Origin of the sequence: Streptomyces sp. NPDC047880, assembly GCF_040706515.1 — a bacterium.
Taxonomy (GTDB): Bacteria; Actinomycetota; Actinomycetes; order Streptomycetales; family Streptomycetaceae; genus Streptomyces.
Genome location: NZ_JBEZOK010000006.1, coordinates 1 through 17928, shown reverse-complemented (window position 1 = coordinate 17928; position 17928 = coordinate 1). Strand labels below are relative to the sequence as shown.

At 71.7% G+C, this 17928-nt stretch carries 13 protein-coding genes; 6 read left to right on the top strand and 7 right to left on the bottom strand.

Features of this window, described 5'->3' with window-relative positions; translation table 11 throughout:
* Window positions 1-80: 80 nt before the first annotated feature.
* A complete protein-coding gene (locus tag AB0937_RS11490) occupies window positions 81-1034 on the top strand; it encodes a bifunctional riboflavin kinase/FAD synthetase (protein WP_366711130.1) in 954 nt (317 codons plus the stop codon).
* A 66-nt stretch (window positions 1035-1100) separates the two neighbouring features.
* Here AB0937_RS11490 and AB0937_RS11485 read toward each other — a convergent pair whose 3' ends face one another.
* The 7 genes from AB0937_RS11485 to AB0937_RS11455 form a co-directional block, all read right to left on the bottom strand.
* A complete protein-coding gene (locus AB0937_RS11485; protein ID WP_366711128.1) occupies window positions 1101-2129 on the bottom strand; it encodes an ABC transporter ATP-binding protein in 1029 nt (342 codons plus the stop codon).
* A complete protein-coding gene (locus tag AB0937_RS11480; protein WP_366711126.1) occupies window positions 2126-3217 on the bottom strand; it encodes an ABC transporter ATP-binding protein in 1092 nt (363 codons plus the stop codon). The genes AB0937_RS11485 and AB0937_RS11480 overlap by 4 nt, the downstream gene beginning before the upstream one ends.
* Window positions 3214-4125 carry an ABC transporter permease gene (locus AB0937_RS11475; protein ID WP_366711125.1) on the bottom strand — a complete coding sequence of 304 codons (912 nt, stop codon included), beginning with the start codon at window positions 4123-4125 and terminating at the stop codon, window positions 3214-3216. The genes AB0937_RS11480 and AB0937_RS11475 overlap by 4 nt, the downstream gene beginning before the upstream one ends.
* Window positions 4122-5171: an ABC transporter permease gene (locus tag AB0937_RS11470; RefSeq protein WP_366711124.1), complete on the bottom strand. Its 1050-nt coding sequence runs from the start codon at window positions 5169-5171 to the stop codon at window positions 4122-4124. The genes AB0937_RS11475 and AB0937_RS11470 overlap by 4 nt, the downstream gene beginning before the upstream one ends.
* 17 nt (window positions 5172-5188) lie before the next feature.
* Window positions 5189-7042, bottom strand: a complete 1854-nt coding sequence (locus AB0937_RS11465) for an ABC transporter substrate-binding protein (RefSeq protein WP_366711123.1) — start codon at window positions 7040-7042, stop codon at window positions 5189-5191.
* A gap of 297 nt (window positions 7043-7339) precedes the next feature.
* The gene (locus AB0937_RS11460) at window positions 7340-11356 is read right to left on the bottom strand and encodes an SCO5717 family growth-regulating ATPase (RefSeq protein WP_366711121.1); all 4017 of its coding nucleotides are present in this window, start codon (window positions 11354-11356) and stop codon (window positions 7340-7342) included.
* A 455-nt stretch (window positions 11357-11811) separates the two neighbouring features.
* A complete protein-coding gene (locus tag AB0937_RS11455; protein ID WP_366711119.1) occupies window positions 11812-12108 on the bottom strand; it encodes a DUF397 domain-containing protein in 297 nt (98 codons plus the stop codon).
* Window positions 12109-12375: 267 nt separating this feature from the next.
* On the opposite strand from AB0937_RS11455, the gene rpsO reads away from it, so the two are divergent.
* The 5 genes from rpsO (at window position 12376) to AB0937_RS11430 (ending at window position 17796) form a co-directional block, all read left to right on the top strand.
* Window positions 12376-12663: a 30S ribosomal protein S15 gene (rpsO, locus tag AB0937_RS11450; RefSeq protein WP_010042739.1), complete on the top strand. Its 288-nt coding sequence runs from the start codon at window positions 12376-12378 to the stop codon at window positions 12661-12663.
* 289 nt (window positions 12664-12952) lie between these two features.
* A complete protein-coding gene (locus AB0937_RS11445; protein ID WP_366711117.1) occupies window positions 12953-15169 on the top strand; it encodes a polyribonucleotide nucleotidyltransferase in 2217 nt (738 codons plus the stop codon).
* Window positions 15166-16545 carry a pitrilysin family protein gene (locus AB0937_RS11440; RefSeq protein WP_366711116.1) on the top strand — a complete coding sequence of 460 codons (1380 nt, stop codon included), beginning with the start codon at window positions 15166-15168 and terminating at the stop codon, window positions 16543-16545. The genes AB0937_RS11445 and AB0937_RS11440 overlap by 4 nt, the downstream gene beginning before the upstream one ends.
* A 29-nt stretch (window positions 16546-16574) precedes the next feature.
* Window positions 16575-17327, top strand: coding sequence for a 4-hydroxy-tetrahydrodipicolinate reductase (gene dapB, locus AB0937_RS11435; RefSeq protein ID WP_366711115.1), 753 nt, complete (start codon window positions 16575-16577; stop codon window positions 17325-17327).
* A 13-nt stretch (window positions 17328-17340) separates the two neighbouring features.
* Window positions 17341-17796 (top strand): tetratricopeptide repeat protein, encoded by a 456-nt coding sequence (locus tag AB0937_RS11430; RefSeq protein ID WP_366711113.1) that lies wholly within the window; start codon window positions 17341-17343, stop codon window positions 17794-17796.
* Window positions 17797-17928: the final 132 nt, after the last annotated feature.

Here is a 17928-nt window from a genome sequence, read left to right as displayed (position 1 = left end):
ACCCTTAGACCTGCGTACGAGGCACCACGGACAACCGACCGGACACGGGTTCGACGAGCTTTCGACAAGGAGCAGGCACAGTGCAGCGCTGGCGTGGCTTGGAGGACATCCCCCAGGACTGGGGGCGCAGCGTCGTCACCATCGGCTCCTACGACGGAGTCCACCGCGGACACCAGCTGATCATCCGGCATGCCGTGGACCGCGCCCGGGAACTGGGCGTGCCCGCCGTCGTCGTCACCTTCGACCCGCACCCGAGCGAGGTCGTCCGCCCCGGCAGCCACCCGCCGCTGCTCGCCGCGCACCACCGCCGCGCCGAACTCATGGCGGACCTCGGCGTGGACGCGGTGCTCATCCTCCCCTTCACGACCGAGTTCTCGAAGCTGTCCCCGGCCGACTTCGTCGTCAAGGTCCTGGTCGACAAGCTGCACGCCAAGGCCGTCGTCGAGGGCCCCAACTTCCGCTTCGGCCACAAGGCCGCCGGCAACGTGGAGTTCCTGGCCACGCAGGGCAAGACCTACGACTTCGAGGTCGAGGTCGTCGACCTGTACGTGACGGGCGAGGCGGGCGGCGGCGAGCCGTTCTCCTCCACCCTGACGCGGCGGCTCGTCGCCGAGGGCGATGTCCGGGGCGCCGCGGAGATCCTGGGACGGCCGCACCGGGTCGAGGGCGTCGTCGTCCGGGGTGCCCAGCGCGGGCGCGAACTCGGTTTCCCCACGGCGAACGTGGAGACGCTGCCGCACACGGCCATTCCGGCCGACGGCGTGTACGCCGGCTGGCTGCACGTCCAGGGCGAGGCGATGCCGGCAGCGATCTCCGTCGGCACGAACCCGCAGTTCGAGGGCACCGAGCGGACGGTGGAGGCGTACGCCATCGACCGTGTCGGGCTCGACCTGTACGGGCTGCATGTCGCGGTCGACTTCCTGGCGTTCGTGCGGGGGCAGGCGAAGTTCGAGACGCTGGACGCGCTGTTGGTTCAGATGGGGCAGGACGTCGAGAAGTGCGCGGCGCTGGTGGCGGCCGAGGGGCCTGCGTAGCCCCCTCGCCATCCGTCCGCGGGTGCGTCGTGGTTTGCCGCGCCCACGCGGCGGAGCCGCACAATGTCACAGCCCCGCGCCCCTTCGGGGCGCGCCCGCAGCCGCCCAGTGGCAGGCCACCTGCGATGCACCACCCCCGCTCAGCACCGGCAAGTCCTGGTCCCTGCACGCGTCCGCCACGCCCGCTCGCTCCGCCTCGCCGCCCGCCAGGATCTGGCAGCGGGCGTGGAAGCGGCACCCTGACGGGACGCCGGTCGGATCCGGGGGCTCCCCCGTGAGGACCACCGGTGGCCCAGGTGCCTCCGGGAGAACGGACAGCAGAGCCTGCGTGTAGGGATGCCGCGGTGCCGTCAGGACCTGCTCCACCGCGCCCGTCTCCACGATCCGGCCCAGGTACATCACGGCGACCCGGTCGGCGATGTTCCACGCCAGGCCCAGGTCGTGCGTGACGACCAGGGCGGACAGGCCCAGCTCGGTGCGCAGCCGGAGCAGCAGGGCGAGGATCTCGCCCCGTACCGAGGCGTCCAGGGACGCCACCGGCTCGTCCGCGACGAGGAGTTCGGGTTCCAGGACCAAGGCGCCCGCGATGACCACCCGCTGGCGCTGCCCGCCGGACAGTTCGTGCGGATAGCGCAGGAAGAAGCGCTCCGGGGGGCGCAGACCGGCCCGGGACAGGGCGCCGGCGACCGCGGTGCGCTCGTCGCCGCCGTAGCCGTGGATGCGCAGGCCCTCGGCGACCGCGTCGTACACCGTGTGCCGGGGGTTGAGGGAGCCGCTCGGGTCCTGGAGGACCAACTGGACGCGTTTGCGGTAGGCCTTGAGGGACCGGCCGGAGTACTCCAGCGGGCGGCCGTCGAAGGTGACCCGGCCCGCCGTCGGTTCGACCAGGCCGAGCAGACTGCGGGCCAGCGTCGTCTTGCCGCACCCGGACTCGCCGACCAGCGCGACGATCTCGCCGGGGCGGATGTCGAGATCGACGCCGTCCACGGCCCGGGCCCGGGGGCCGCCGTGCCGTCCGGCGAACGTGACGTGCAGGCCCTGGGCGCTCAGCAGCGGGACCGTGGTGACCTCGGGGGCCGTGGGGGACGTGGTCATGGCGTAGTGGGCCTCGCTTCCTCCAGCGCTTCCGGCTCCCCGGCCGACTGCTGCTCCCGGGCTCCCGGTTCCCCGGCAGAGCCCTTCCCACGGGCCTCCTGGTCCACCGTCGCCCGCTTCGCACCGGACTCCGCTCCCGGCGGCCCGACCAGCACACACGCCGCCCGCCGCTCCGGCCCCGCCGCGCGCAGCACCGGGTCCTCCTCCGGGCACGAGTCCAGCGCCACCGGACAGCGCGGATGGAACGTGCACCCGGACGGCAGGGCGGCCGGGTCGGGCGGGTCGCCCGCCAGTCCCCGCGGGGCGAACCGGGACGCCGGGTCGCCGATGCGCGGGAACGCCGCCGACAGGGCCCGGGCGTACGGGTGCCGGGCGTCCTCGTACACCTGCCGGGCGGGCCCCTCCTCGACCACCCGGCCCGCGTACATCACCGCCAGCCGGTCGCAGGTGTCGGCCAGGACCGCCAGGTCGTGACTGATCATGATCAGGCCCAGGTCCTGGTCCGCGACCAGCTGCTCGATGAGCCGGAGGATCTGCGCCTGGATCATCACGTCGAGCGCGGTGGTCGGCTCGTCGGCGATGATCAGCCGCGGGTCGCAGGCCAGGGCCATGGCGATCATGACCCGCTGGCGCTGACCGCCGGACAGCTCGTGCGGGTAGGCGTCCGCGCGCGCGGCCGGCAGGCCGACCTGCTCCAGCAGCTCCCCGGTCTTCTTCTTCGCCCCGGCCGTCGTGGCCTTCCGGTGCAGCAGGATCGGCTCGGCGATCTGGTCGCCGACGCGGTGCACGGCGTTGAGGGAGTGCATCGCGCCCTGGAAGACGACGGAGGCCCCGGCCCAGCGGACCGCCCGGACCCGGCCCCACTTCATGGCCAGCACGTCCTCGCCGTCCAGGAGCACCTCCCCGGTGATCCGGGCGCCCGCCGGCAGCAGCCGCAGCAGGGCCAGCGCCAGCGTGGACTTGCCGCAGCCGGACTCCCCGGCGAGGCCGAGCTTCTGGCCCGCGTCCAGGCGCAGATCCACCCCGCGCACAGCGGCCGCCCCGCCCGCGTAGGTCACGGTCAGGTTCCTGACGTCGAGCAGAGTCAACGCGACACCCCCAGCCTGGGGTTGAGGACGGACTCCACGGCCCGCCCGCACAGCGTGAACGCCAGCGCCACCACGGCGATGGCGATACCCGGCGGCACCAGGTACCACCAGTCCCCGGCACTGACCGCGCCCGCCTCCCGCGCGTCCTGGAGCAGCCCGCCCCACGACACGACCGTCGGGTCGCCCAGGCCGAGGAAGGCGAGCGTCGCCTCCGCGAGGATGGCCGAGGAGATGATCAGGGTCGTCTGGGCCAGCACCAGCGGCATCACATTGGGCAGCACGTGCCGGGACATGATGTGCCGGTGCCCGCCGCCGAGCGCCTGTGCCCGCTCGATGTACGGCCGGGTCTCCACCGCCAGGGTCTGCGCGCGCACCAGCCGGGCCGTGGTCGGCCAGGTGGTGACGCCGATCGCGACGACGGTCGTGGTCAGCGAGCGGGACATCACGGTCGCCAGCGCGATCGCCAGCACCAGCGTCGGCATGACCAGGAACCAGTCGGTGATCCGCATCATCACCGTCGCGTACCAGCCCTTGAAGTGTCCCGCCGTCACACCGATCAGGGTGCCGATCGCCACCGACAGCACGGCCGCGAGCAGCCCGACCAGCAGCGACACCCGCGCCCCCCAGATCACCAGGCCGAGCAGGTCCCGCCCGAACTGGTCCGTGCCGAGCGGGAACTCGGCGCTCGGGCTCTGCATCGGACGCCCCGGCGCGTCGGTCACGCTGCTCACGTCGGCCCCGACGAACAGTGGTGCGAACAGCGCCAGCAGCGCGCACAGGGCGAGCACGGCCAGGCCGTACAGCCCCGCCCTTTCGGAGCGGTACTGCCGCCAGAAGCGGGCGACGGACGCCCGGCGGCGCTGCCGGGCGAGAGAGCGCGGGCTCGGGGCCGTTCCGGTCGTCGTCATCGGGCCACCCGGGGGTCCAGCAGCGGATAGACCAGGTCGGCGAGGGTGTTCATCAGGATCACCGCGGTGGCGAAGACGAAGAACAGCCCCTGCACGAGCGGCAGGTCCGGCACGCTCAAGGCCTGGTAGAACAGCCCGCCGAGGCCAGGCCAGGAGAACACCGTCTCCACGAGGATCACGCCCGCCACCGTCCGGCCGAGGTTGATGAAGATCAGCGTCACGGTCGGCAGCAGCGCGTTCGGCACCGCGTGCCGACGCCGTACGAGGTCGTCGCGCAGCCCCTTGGCCCGCGCGGTCGTCAGATAGTCACTGCCCATCTCGTCCAGCAGCGCCGACCTCGTGACCAGCAGCGTCTGCCCGTACTCCACGGCCACCAGCGTCACCACCGGCAGCACCAGATGGTGCGCCACGTCAAGGACGTACGCGAAGCCCTCCTCGCCGCCCGACTCCATGCCGCCGGTGGGGAACATGCCCGGCAGCGGGCCGATGCCCACCGACAGCACGATGATCAGCAGCAGTCCCAGCCAGAAGGACGGAATGGAGTACAGCGTCAGCGCGAGGCCCGTGTTCAAGCGGTCGCCGAGCTTGCCGTGCCGCCAGGCCGACCGGGTGCCGAGGAAGATGCCCAGCGCCGTGTAGAGGACGAACGCCGTCCCCGTGAGCAGCAGGGTGTTCGGCAGCGCCTCGGTGATCTTGTCGACGACGGGGGCACGGAACTGGTACGACGTCCCGAAGTCGCCCGTGAGCGCCTTGCCGCAGTAGTCGGTGAACTGCCGCCACAGCGGCAGGCCGAGCCCGAACTCCTCACGGTAGGCGGCCAGTTGCTCCGCCGACACCTGACGGCCGCCCGTCATGGTCTTCACCGGGTCGCCGGGGATCAGCCGGAAGAGGAAGAAGCTGGTCACGAGGACGGCCAGCAGCGATACGGCGGCCCCGGCCACCTTGCCCGCCAGGTACCGCGGGTACGCGGAGCTCTTGCGTACCCGTGGCCCGGCCGCCGGCCGCTGCTTGTCCTCGACGAGCGCGGGAGTCGCGTCAGCGGTCATGAGTACCCGCTCGCCGCCTACTCGCGTTCCTCGGCGGTGGCCCGCCGCCGCATCGCCGCGAAGGCGCCGAGCCCCCCGAGGATCACGACAGCCGCGACGATGCCGATCACGACCCCCGTCGACGACGCGCTGTCCGAGGAGCCGCCGGAGTCCGCCGGGACCGCAGACCACCAGCTCCAGTAGCCGTCCTGCCCGTAGATGTTGCCCGCCTTCGCCGGCATGGTCGTGATCGACTTGATCTGGTCCGTCCGGAAGGCCTCGACCGCGTTCGGGTACGCCATGACGTTCATGTACCCGAGGTCGTACAGCCGCGACTCCATCTGCTTGACGATGTCCGCCCGTTTGGCGGGGTCGTACTCGGTGAGCTGGCGGGCGTACAGCTCGTCGTACTTCTTGTCGCAGATGAAGTTGTCCGTCGCGCCGGTGTCCTTCGGGGTCGCCGGGAGCGCGCCGCAGGTGTGGATCGACAGCACGAAGTCCGGGTCGGGATTGACCGACCAGCCGTCGAACGCCAGGTCGTACTTGCCGGCCAGCCACGGGTCGGTCACGTTGTCCAGGCAGTTGAGCTGAACGCCGATGCCGAGGTCGCCCCACCACTCCTGGAGGTACTTGCCGACCGCCTTGTCGTTCGGGTCGGTGGCGTGGCACAGCACGCGGTAGGTGATCGGCTTGCCGTCCTTGCCGACGCGCTTGCCGTCGCCGTTCTTCTTGTACCCCGCACGGTCGAGCAGCCGGGCCGCCTCGGCCGGGTCGTACGCCAGCTTCCGGTCCGCGGACGGCTTCCAGAAGTAGTCCTGGAAGCGGGGCGGGATGTAGCCCTCGCCCTCGACGGCGTGCCCCCGGAACACCTTGTCGATGATGGCCTCGCGGTCGACGGCACGGAACAGCGCGTTGCGCACCCGCTGGTCAAGGAGGGAGGGGTGGCCGTCGCCGAACTTCTCGCCGTTCTTCGCCTTCGCGCCCGGGTTGGTGGCGAGGGCGTAGAAGCGGCGGCCGGGGGCGTCGTTGACCTGGATGTCGTCCGCGCCCTTCAACGACTCCGCCTGAGCGGGCGTCAGGGACGGTGACCCGGCGACGAAGGACACCTCGCCCTTGCGCAGGGCCGACACGGCCGCGTCCTGGTCCTTGTAGTAGCGGAAGACCAGCTCGTCGAACTTCGGCGACCCGCGCCAGAAGTCCTTGTTGGCCTTGAGCCGGACGTAGCTGTCGGCCTTGTAGCCACTCAGCACGAACGGCCCGTTCCCCACGACGGGGAAGCTCTTGTCGTTGTTGAACTCGGAGAAGTCCGAGACCTTCTCCCACACGTGCTTCGGCACGATCGGCACGTCCAGCGCGGCCATGGTGGCCTGCGGCTTCTTCAGCTCGATGACCAGCTTGGTGGGGCTGGGCGCGGTCACCTTCCTGAAGTTCCCGACGTAGCTGCCGTTCGCGGTGGCCGCGCCGGTGTCGGTCATCATCTTGTTGAACGTCCACGCCGCGTCCTCGGCGGTGGCCTGCTCGCCGTCCGACCACTTCGAGTTGTCGCGGATCGTGTACGTCCACGTCAGCTTGTCCGCCGACGGCTCCCACTTGGTCGCCAGGCCCGCGATGGCGTGGTTGTCCTTGGGGTCGTAGTTGGTCAGGTACTCGTACATGAGCCGGTGGATGCTCGTGCTGAGCAGCCGGACCGCCAGGAACGGGCTGAGCGAGTCCACGCTCTGCGCCACGGCGACGGTCAGCACCTTCTTGCCGTCGTCGGCCGCCCGGGCCTGCTGGGGAGCCGGGTCGAGCGGGGTCGCGAGACCGGCGGTGAGGGTGAGCGCTGCGGCCGCGGCCAGGGCGACGAGCCGGAGGCCGTGCGGGAGGCTGCGTTTCTGATCGTTCGTGCCCATGGTCGGACCTCGCGTCATCGCTCGGACGGGAAGGACGGGTTGATCAGCTGTCAGATACGTGATGTGTGTGTACCAGCGGCCGTCTCCACCCGTCAACGGCGCGTTCACCCCTTGTGGCCTGCGGAAATAACGAATTGGCGAGCTTTTCGCACCCATTGGTGGAGACCACTGACGCGCCCCTGGCCAGGGCCTGGCAACGGAATTTCGCCCCTGAACGCACCGTGGCCCGCGCCGAGTCGGAACGGCGCGGGCCGGGCGGGGATCGGCCCCTGAGAAGGGGCCGATCGGGTGAGGCGATTACTGCGTCGGAGGCGGGGGCGGCGGGGTCTGGCCGTCCGGCTGGGGTCCGTCCGGCCGGCCCGGCTGCGGGTAGCCGTAGCCCGGCTGCGGGGGAGCGGCCGGGGGCTGACCGGGCTGGGGGTACGGCTGGCCGGGGTGGGCCGCCGGCTGACCCGGCTGCTCGGCTTGCTGACCCGGCTGCGGGTACGGCTGACCCGCCGCCTGGGGGTACGGCTGGGCGTGCTGGGCGGGGGGCTGGCCCGGCTGGGCGTACGGCTGACCGGGCTGCGGCTGCTGGGGCAGGTGCGGGTACACGCCCGGCTGGCCGGGAGCCGCCTGCTGCTGGCCCGGGTACGGAGGCTGGCCGGGCTGGGCGTAGGGCTGACCGGGGGCGGGCTGGCCGGGCTGGGCGTAGGGCTGACCGGGGGCGGGCTGACCGGGCTGGGCGTAGGGCTGACCGGGCGCGGGCTGACCCGGCTGGGCGTACGGCTGGCCCGGCATGGCCTGGCCCGGCATCGGCGGGGCCGCGACCGGCGGCGGGTTGCCGTCGGAGGTCCACAGCCCGTGCGACTGCTGGTGCCGGACGAAGTCCTCGGCGACCATCGCGGCCAGGTTGAAGTACGCCTCCCGCACCTTGGGCCGCATCATGTCGAGGTCGACCTCGGCACCGGCGGCGAGGTGCTCGTCGAAGGGCACGACGACGACCCCACGGCAGCGCGTCTCGAAGTGCGACACGATGTCCTCGACCTTGATCATCTTGCCGGTCTCGCGCACACCGGAGATGACCGTGATGGACCGCGAGACGAGGTCGGCGTACCCGTGCGCCGACAGCCAGTCCAAGGTCGTGCTCGCACTGCTCGCCCCGTCCACCGACGGCGTCGAGATGATGATGAGCTGGTCGGCGAGGTCCAGCACACCGCGCATGGCGCTGTACAGCAGACCGGTACCCGAGTCGGTGAGGATCACCGGGTACTGCTTGCCGAGCACGTCGATCGCGCGCCGGTAGTCCTCGTCGTTGAACGTCGTGGACACGGCCGGGTCGACGTCGTTGGCGATGATCTCCAGCCCGGAGGACGCCTGCGACGTGAACCGCCGGATGTCCATGTACGAGTTGAGGTACGGGATCGCCTGGACGAGGTCACGGATGGTGGCCCCGGTCTCCCGCCGCACGCGGCGCCCGAGGGTGCCCGCGTCCGGGTTGGCGTCGATCGCGAGGATCTTGTCCTGCCGTTCGGTGGCGAGCGTGGAGCCCAGCGCGGTGGTCGTGGTCGTCTTGCCGACACCGCCCTTGAGACTGATCACCGCGATCCGGTAGCAGGAGAGCACGGGCGTGCGGATCAGGTCGAGCTTCCGCTGCCGCTCGGCCTCCTCCTTCTTCCCGCCGAGCTTGAAGCGCCCGCCCCCCGCCACCGGACGGCTGCTCTTCGCCTTCTGCTTCTTGCTGTTGAGCAGCCGGTCCGACGACAGCTCCACGGCAGCGGTGTAACCGAGCGGTGCTGCGCCGGGGTTGGTCGGCTGCCGCTGGTCGTGCTGGATGGGCTGCGGCCAGGCCGCACCGGTACGGGGGTCGACGGGCTGCTGCGGCGGGAGTTGCCCGGGCTGTTGCTGCGCCGCGGGGTCGGACTGCCCGGACTGCCCGGGCTGCTCGGCCTGCGAGGGCCGGCCTTCGGGGTGGGGCCGGCCCTGCGGGGGGACATGGGGCTGCGGCTGGGCCTGCGGGGGGACATGAGGCTGCGGCTGGGCCTGCGCGTGCGGCGGCTGGGCGCCCGGGTGCGGGAAGCCGTAGCCGCCTTGGGGGTTGGGCGCGGCCGGGGCCAGCGGGAAGCCGTAGCCGCCCTGGGCGTCGGGTGCGGGGGCCGGCGCGTTCTGGGGCTGCTGGGCGTCCGGGGCCGGAGCGCCCGGCTGGGGGAAGCCGTAGCCGGCCTGCGGGGCGGGCGCGTCGCCTTGCTGCGGGAAGCCGTAGCCGCCCTGCGCGGGGGGCGCGGGAGCCGGCGGGCTCTGCGGCTGCTGGGCGTTCGGGGTGGGGGCTGCGGTGTGCGGGTATGCGTAGCCGCCCTGGGGGGCGGGCGGTGCAGCGGGCGGGTTGCCCTGCTGAGGGAAGCCGTAGCCGCCGGGCTGCGGTGTGGGCTGGGCGGGCGGCTGGTGGGGCGGCGTCGGTGCGGCGTTCCACGCGGTGGGCGCGGGCTGCGGCGCCTGCGGCTGGAACGGCGGCTGCTGTGCCGGCATCTGGGGCACCGGGGGCTGCCCCTGTGCGGCCGTCGGCTGCGGCTGAGCGGGTGCGGCGTTCGGGTCCGAGGGCTGCGCCGGGGGCTGCTGCGGCTGGGCGGGCCACTCGCTCGCCGGTGCCGGAGCGGCCGGCTGGTACGACGGCGGCAGCGGCGGTACGTCCTGCGGGGGCGGGGGAGCGGAGTCGGCCGACGTGCTCTGCGGCGCCTCGGGGGAGGCCGGTACGGCGTCCTCCGGCTCGCTCTGCGCGGGGACGCCGTCGGTGGGGGGAGCGTCAGCGGGGGGTGTGTCAGCCGGCTCGGCAGCAGGTGCCACCGGGTCCTCGCCCTCGTGTCCGGCACTGGCCGGCACCGCGTCCACAGGCTCGTCGGAGTCGGGCTGCGTTTCTTCGGGCAGCGCTTCCCCGCGCTGGACGTCCTCGGGCCGGGCGTCCTCGGGCTCCGCATGCTCGGGCTCGGCGTCCTCGGCCTCTGCGCCCTTGGACCCGACGGCTTCCGGCCCGGCGTCCTCGGCCTCGGTGGCCTCGGGTGCGGCGACCTCCGGCTGGGAGACCTCGGGAGCCACGTCCTCGGGCTCCGGCCGGGTGTCCTCCGGCTCCGCCTCCTCGACCGGCGGCACGTCGGTGAAGGCGTCCGCGTCCAGCGCGTACTCCGAAGCCGCGACGGAGTCGTCGGCCTCCGCACCGGGGCCGTCGTCCTCCGTGCCGTCGGCACGGGCACCGCTGTCGGCGCCGTCGGAGTCCACCGCCTCAGGAGCCTCGGCAGCCTCGGGGGCGTCGGCAGCTTCGGGAGCCTCAGGACCGGCGACCGCCTCCGCGGCGGCACGCTCCTCGATCTCCCGCTTCAAGGCGACAGCGGAGAAGCGCATGGTGGCACCGCTCTCCAGATCGCCGTTCTCCGGCTCCGGGGCATCGACGGAAGCCGCCGGGGTCGAAGCCTCGGGAGTCGTCGGAGTCTCAGGGGCCGCAGGAGCCTCGGCAGCCGCCGAGGTCTCGGGGGCGTCCGGAGTCTCCGCAGCGGCGGGCTGCGTAGCCGGAGTCTCGGAGACGGCCGGGGCCTGCGGCGACCACGGCGACTGGTACCCGACGACGGGGATGTTCGGCACCGCCGTGGGAGAGGCCGCATCGCCCGCGGGCGTCTCGGACGGCCCCGAAGGCCGGTCCCCGTGCGGCGGCCCCTGCGGCTCGAACCCGCTGCCCATCGGAAGCTTGGGGACGCCCGAAGGACCCCCCGAAGCGGGCGTGGGAGGTGCGGGCGGCGTGAAGGGCGCACCCGGCGCGGGCGCGGGAGGTGTGAACGGGGCGCCCGGAGCGGGAGCCGGAGCGGGAGGAGTGAACGGCGCCCCGGGCGCAGGAGCCTGTGCGGAGCCCTGCCCGGGCAGGGACGTCGGCAGGGACGAAGGACCACCGGAAGGATTGGCGTGCGGCGGCGGAGTCAGCCCGGGCAGCGGCGGTACGGGTCCCTTCGGCATTCCGGACCCGCCGGGCACCCCCGAGGCCCCGGCAGCGCCGGAACCACCGTTCACCCCCGAACCACCGGGCGCCCCGTAAGCACTGCTCGCCCCCGGACCCCCGGGCACACCGGAAGCCCCCGGCCCGGAACCCCCGGGCGCTCCCGAAGCGCTCGAGTCCTCGGACGCCCCCGCCCCCTGCCTCGAGGACGAACTCCCCGAAGCGTTCTGCGTGTACCAGGCGGGCGGCGCGTAGTCGATGGTGAACTCGCCCGTCATCTCCGCTGCGGACTCCGCGTCGGGCTGGTCATCGCCGGGTGTCGCCCAGCCCCCGCGGATCCCGTCCCGATCGCTGCTCACAGTGTTCCTCCTGGTGTGGTCGAGCACCCTCATGCCGTGCTGGGGCGACCCTTGCTTGTCGTCCGACGTCGTGCGAAGTCGTTTGAGGCGTATCGAGGTCGTCCGAGGTCGTCCGCTCCACAGGCTCCCCCGCCTTCCCCCCTGGGACGCCGACGCCTACCACGGGTTCTGACGGCGCGCCCCGTCCCAGCCTAATCACCACAAGCCCCGCCCCGGCAGGCCCGTCCGTCCCCGATCAGCTGTCCGCCGCGTCACAACCTGCCCAGAAGGTGCCCGGAAGTGACGTATACGGCACGCACTTCGGTGAAGAAAAAGGGTGATTGGCGTGAAGGGTTGTGAACCACCTTGCGGCGCAGCCGTATTGAGGTCACGAGAACGCAGTCGCCTCCAGGCCGGAGAGACATGCGAAGAGGGGCGGCCGTTCACCGGCTCACCCCTCTTCGCCCACGCGTTGCCTACTGCCCGGCTTCGGGCCCCCCGGTGCGCGCCCCCGGCTCGAGATCGAACTCTCCGTCGCGCGCCCCCAGCACGAAAGCCCGCCACTCCGCCTCGGTGTAGCGCAGCACCGTGTCCGGGTCGAGCGACGACCGCATCGCCACGGCCCCCTCGGGCAGGTAGGCGATCTCGACCCGCTCCTCGTGCGCCTCGGTGCCCGGCGCGCCGTGCCACTCGACCCCGGAGATGTCGAGGGCGTAGAGCTCGTCCCGCTCCCGTTCCTTGCGTGCCTTGATCTCCTCAGCCGTCTCCGCCATGCCGCAGCGACCCCTTCCCGACGTACGAACGATCCGAGTCCGCTCACCCTAGTGGCCCCTTGCACCCCGGCCGGGAGGTTCGACGGACCAGGGCAAAGGGGACCCCGGCGGCCTGGTACGCTGGTCGACGGCCGTTTGTGTACGCACCCCCGGAGCTCACCGCTCTGGAGGCCGCGCCCAGCGGATCTCGCCTTCCGAGTCATGGAAGCTCCCCCGAGATGCAGACCGGGGGCACTCGGTGGCCACCACAGACCATGAGGAGTACGCGTGTCGCTCGACGCCGCTACGAAGAAGCAGATCATGTCCGAGTTCGGTACCAAGGAGGGCGACACCGGCTCCCCCGAGGTCCAGGTCGCTCTGCTGTCCCGTCGGATCTCCGACCTGACCGAGCACCTCAAGACCCACAAGCACGACCACCACTCCCGCCGTGGCCTGCTGATCCTGGTGGGTCAGCGTCGCCGCCTTCTCCAGTACCTGGCGAAGAAGGACATCCAGCGCTTCCGTGCGCTGGTCGACCGCCTCGGCATCCGCCGTGGTGCGGCGGGCGCCAAGTAAGACGCCGTGAGGGGAGCGGTTCCCGGAGAATGGGGGCCGCTCCCTTTGCTGTACGTGCGGAGTGTCACCACCGCTTTGTAGTGTGGTAGCACAACGCAATACGGACGAGACAGTACGACAAGAAGAGGAGAGGCGCTCCTGGCCGCCGCCGGTCCTCGGTAGTGGCCCCCGGGAAAACGAACCCCCGGGAGCTTCGATCGAAGACCGGCCCGCACAGCACGGCGCGCTTCTCCGCAACCGTCTCCCTGCCACACGGGCAGCCGGAGACGAGGACGAGGAGAAAACGCTAGTGGAGAACGAGACCCACTACGCCGAGGCCGTCATCGACAATGGCGCCTTCGGCACCCGCACCATCCGCTTCGAGACGGGCCGCCTGGCCAAGCAGGCCGCCGGCTCCGCCGTGGCGTACCTGGACGACGACACCATGGTGCTGTCGGCCACCACCGCCTCCAAGAACCCCAAGGACCAGCTCGACTTCTTCCCCCTGACGGTGGACGTCGAGGAGCGGATGTACGCCGCCGGCAAGATCCCCGGCAGCTTCTTCCGCCGTGAGGGCCGTCCCTCCGAGGACGCCATCCTCACCTGCCGCCTGATCGACCGCCCGCTGCGCCCCTCCTTCAAGAAGGGCCTGCGCAACGAGATCCAGGTCGTCGCCACGATCATGGCGCTCAACCCCGACCACCTGTACGACGTCGTCGCGATCAACGCCGCGTCCGCGTCCACGCAGCTGGCCGGCCTGCCCTTCTCCGGCCCGATCGGCGGCGTCCGCGTCGCGCTGATCCGCGGCCAGTGGGTGGCCTTCCCGACGCACACCGAGCTCGAGGACGCCGTCTTCGACATGGTCGTCGCGGGCCGTGTCCTGGAGGACGGCGACGTCGCGATCATGATGGTCGAGGCCGAGGCCACCGAGAAGACCATCAAGCTGGTCGAGGGCGGCTCCGAGGCGCCGACCGAGGAGGTCGTCGCCGCCGGTCTGGACGCCGCGAAGCCCTTCATCAAGGTGCTCTGCAAGGCCCAGTCGGACCTCGCCGCCAAGGCTGCCAAGCCCACCGGCGAGTTCCCGATCTTCCTGGACTACCAGGACGACGTCCTGGAGGCGCTCACCGCCGCCGTCCGCCCGGAGCTCGCCTCCGCGCTGACCATCGCCGGCAAGCAGGAGCGCGAAGCCGAGCTGGACCGCGTCAAGGGTCTGGCCGCCGAGAAGCTCCTCCCGGAGTTCGAGGGCCGCGAGAAGGAGATCTCCGCCGCGTACCGCGCGCTGACCAAGACCCTGGTCCGTGAGCGCGTCATCAAGGAGAAGAAGCGCATCGACGGCCGCGGTGTCACCGACATCCGCACCCTGGCCGCCGAGGTCGAGGCCATCCCGCGGGTCCACGGCTCCGCCGTGTTCGAGCGTGGCGAGACCCAGATCCTGGGCGTCACCACCCTGAACATGCTCCGCATGGAGCAGCAGCTGGACACCCTCTCCCCGGTGACCCGCAAGCGCTACATGCACAACTACAACTTCCCGCCGTACTCCACCGGCGAGACCGGCCGCGTCGGCTCCCCGAAGCGCCGCGAGATCGGCCACGGCGCCCTCGCCGAGCGCGCCCTGGTCCCGGTCCTGCCGACCCGCGAGGAGTTCCCCTACGCGATCCGCCAGGTCTCCGAGGCGCTGAGCTCCAACGGCTCGACGTCCATGGGCTCGGTCTGCGCCTCCACCATGTCGCTGCTGAACGCCGGTGTGCCGCTGAAGGCCCCCGTCGCCGGTATCGCCATGGGCCTGATCTCCCAGGAGATCGAGGGCGAGACGCACTACGTCACCCTCACCGACATCCTCGGTGCGGAGGACGCCTTCGGCGACATGGACTTCAAGGTCGCCGGCACCAAGGACTTCGTGACCGCCCTCCAGCTCGACACCAAGCTGGACGGCATCCCGGCCTCCGTCCTGGCCGCGGCCCTCAAGCAGGCCCGCGACGCCCGCCTCCACATCCTCGACGTGATGATGGAAGCGATCGACACCCCGGACGAGATGTCCCCGAACGCCCCGCGGATCATCACCGTCAAGATCCCCGTGGACAAGATCGGCGAGGTCATCGGCCCCAAGGGCAAGATGATCAACCAGATCCAGGAGGACACCGGCGCCGAGATCACGATCGAGGACGACGGCACCATCTACATCGGTGCCGCCGACGGCCCGGCCGCCGAGGCCGCCCGCTCCACGATCAACGGCATCGCCAACCCGACGATGCCCGAGGTCGGCGAGCGCTACCTGGGCACGGTCGTGAAGACGACCACCTTCGGTGCGTTCGTCTCCCTGCTGCCCGGCAAGGACGGCCTGCTGCACATCTCGCAGATCCGCAAGCTCGCCGGCGGCAAGCGCGTGGAGAACGTCGAGGACGTCCTCGGCGTGGGCGCCAAGGTCCAGGTCGAGATCGCCGAGATCGACTCCCGCGGCAAGCTCTCTCTGATCCCGGTCATCGAGGGCGAAGACGGCGACGAGAAGAAGGACGACGGCGACAAGTGACGTCCCGTGGCTTCCAGGCGACGGCCCGCACCTCCTCGGAGGCGCGGGCCGTCGCCCGTACCCAAACCCTCATCAGGGGCGAGAACGGCATCGGCACGGTCCGCAAGACCACCCTCCCCGGCGGTCTGCGCATCGTCACCGAGACCCAGCCCGCGGTCCGCTCCGCGACCTTCGGCATCTGGGCGCACGTCGGCTCCCGCGACGAGACCCCGGCCCTGAACGGCGCCACCCACTACCTGGAGCACCTGCTCTTCAAGGGCACCAGCCGCAGGTCGGCCCTGGACATCTCCGCCACGCTCGACGCGGTCGGCGGCGAGATGAACGCGTTCACGGCGAAGGAGTACACGTGCTACTACGCACGCGTGCTCGACAACGACCTGCCGCTCGCCATCGACGTCGTCTGCGACATGCTCACCGGCTCGCTCATCCGCGAGGACGACGTCGACGTCGAGCGGGGCGCGATCCTCGAAGAGATCGCCATGACCGAGGACGACCCGGGCGACTGCGTGCACGACCTGTTCGCGCACACGATGTTCGGCGACAACCCCCTCGGCCGCCCGGTCCTCGGCACGGTCGACACGGTCAACGCCCTCACCGCCGACCGCATCCGCCGCTTCTACAAGAAGCACTACGACCCGACCCACCTGGTCGTTGCCTGTGCCGGCAACATCGACCACGCCAAGGTCGTACGGCAGGTCCGCGCCGCCTTCGAGAAGGCCGGAGCCTTCAAGGACACGGCCGCGGAACCCGTCGCCCCGCGCAGCGGCACGCGAGCCCTGCGCACCGCGGGCCGCGTCGAGCTGATCGACCGCAAGACCGAGCAGGCGCACGTCGTGCTCGGCATGCCCGGCCTGGCCCGCACCGACGAGCGCCGCTGGGCCCTCGGCGTGCTGAACACGGCCCTCGGCGGAGGCATGTCCTCCCGCCTCTTCCAGGAGGTCCGCGAGAAGCGCGGCCTGGCCTACAGCGTGTACTCGTACACCTCGGGCTTCGCCGACTGCGGCCTGTTCGGCGTCTACGCCGGCTGCCGGCCCTCGCAGGTGCACGACGTGCTGAAGATCTGCCGCGACGAGCTCGACCAGGTCGCGCAGCACGGCCTCTCGGACGACGAGATAGGGCGTGCCATCGGCCAGCTCCAGGGGTCCACGGTCCTCGGTCTGGAGGACACCGGCGCGCTGATGAACCGCATCGGCAAGAGCGAGCTGTGCTGGGGCGAGCAGATGTCCGTCGACGACATGCTGGCGCGGATCGCGTCGGTCACCCCGGACGACGTCCGCGAAGTCGCCCGCGAGATCCTGGGCAGGCGGCCCTCCCTGTCGGTCATCGGCCCGCTGAAGGACAAACAGGCGACCCGCCTCAACGACGCCGTCGCCTGACGATCCCCTGGTTGAAGGAAGCACAAGAGATGAGCAAGCTGCGCGTGGCGGTCCTCGGTGCCAAGGGCCGGATCGGCTCGGAAGCCGTACGAGCCGTCGAAGCCGCCGAGGACATGGAACTCGTCGCCGCCCTCGGCCGCGGCGACAAGCTGGAGACGCTGACCGAGACCGGCGCTCAGGTCGCGGTCGAACTGACCACGCCCGACTCGGTCATGGCCAACCTCGAGTTCTGCGTCGGCCACGGCATCCACGCGGTCGTCGGCACCACCGGCTGGACCGACGAGCGCCTCGCGCAGCTGAACGGCTGGCTGTCCGCCTCCCCGGAGACGGGCGCGCTCATCGCGCCGAACTTCTCCATCGGGGCCGTGCTGAACATGAAGTTCGCGCAGATCGCGGCACCGTACTTCGAGTCGGTGGAGGTCATCGAACTCCACCACCCGAAGAAGGTCGACGCCCCCTCGGGCACCGCCACGCGCACAGCCCAGCTCATCGCGTCGGCGCGTGCAGAGGCGGGTTCCGCCCAGGCACCGGACGCCACGGAGAAGGCCCTGGACGGCGCGCGGGGCGCGAACGTCGACGGCGTCCCCGTGCACTCCGTGCGCTTGCGCGGCCTGCTGGCCCACCAGGAGGTCCTGCTGGGCGGCGAGGGCGAGACGCTCACCATCCGGCACGACTCGCTCCACCACAGCAGCTTCATGCCGGGCATCCTGCTCGGCGCCCGTCGCGTGGTGAGCACCCCGGGCCTGACATTCGGCCTCGAACACTTCCTTGATCTGAACTGAGCCCCTGACCGTCATGCGCGCGAAGCTCACCTACGCCCTCACCGCCGCCGTCCTGGTCGTCTACTTCGTCCTGGTCGGCAGCCGCGGCGTCCTGCTCATCAAGATCGGCACGCCCCTCACCGTCACCTTCGGTGTCGCCGTGCTGATCCTGCCGGTCATCGGCCTGTGGTTCCTGTGGAAGAACACGCAGTTCGCGCGGAAGGCCGGTCAACTGGCCGCCGAACTCGACGCCGAGGGCGGTCTGCCCGTCGACGAACTGCGGCGCACCCCCAGCGGGCGCATCGACCGCGACTCGGCCGACGAGGTCTTCGCCCGGCGCAAGGCCGAGACGGAGGACGCCCCCGACGACTGGCGCGCCTGGTTCCGCCTCGCCGTCGCCTACCACGACGCCCGTGACACCCCCCGCGCCCGCAAGGCGATGCAGCGCGCGATCGCCCTGCACGACGGAAAGCAGCCCGAGGCGGCCTGAGCCGCACCTCCTCATGCCGGTGGGGGGGGGGGGGGGTGGACCTTGCGGGCCCACCGCGAGGTGGGTTCGGGGGGGGCGGTGTCCGGGCCCGACACGCACGCCCACGCCGCGGCCGAGTCAGCGGAGCCGTGG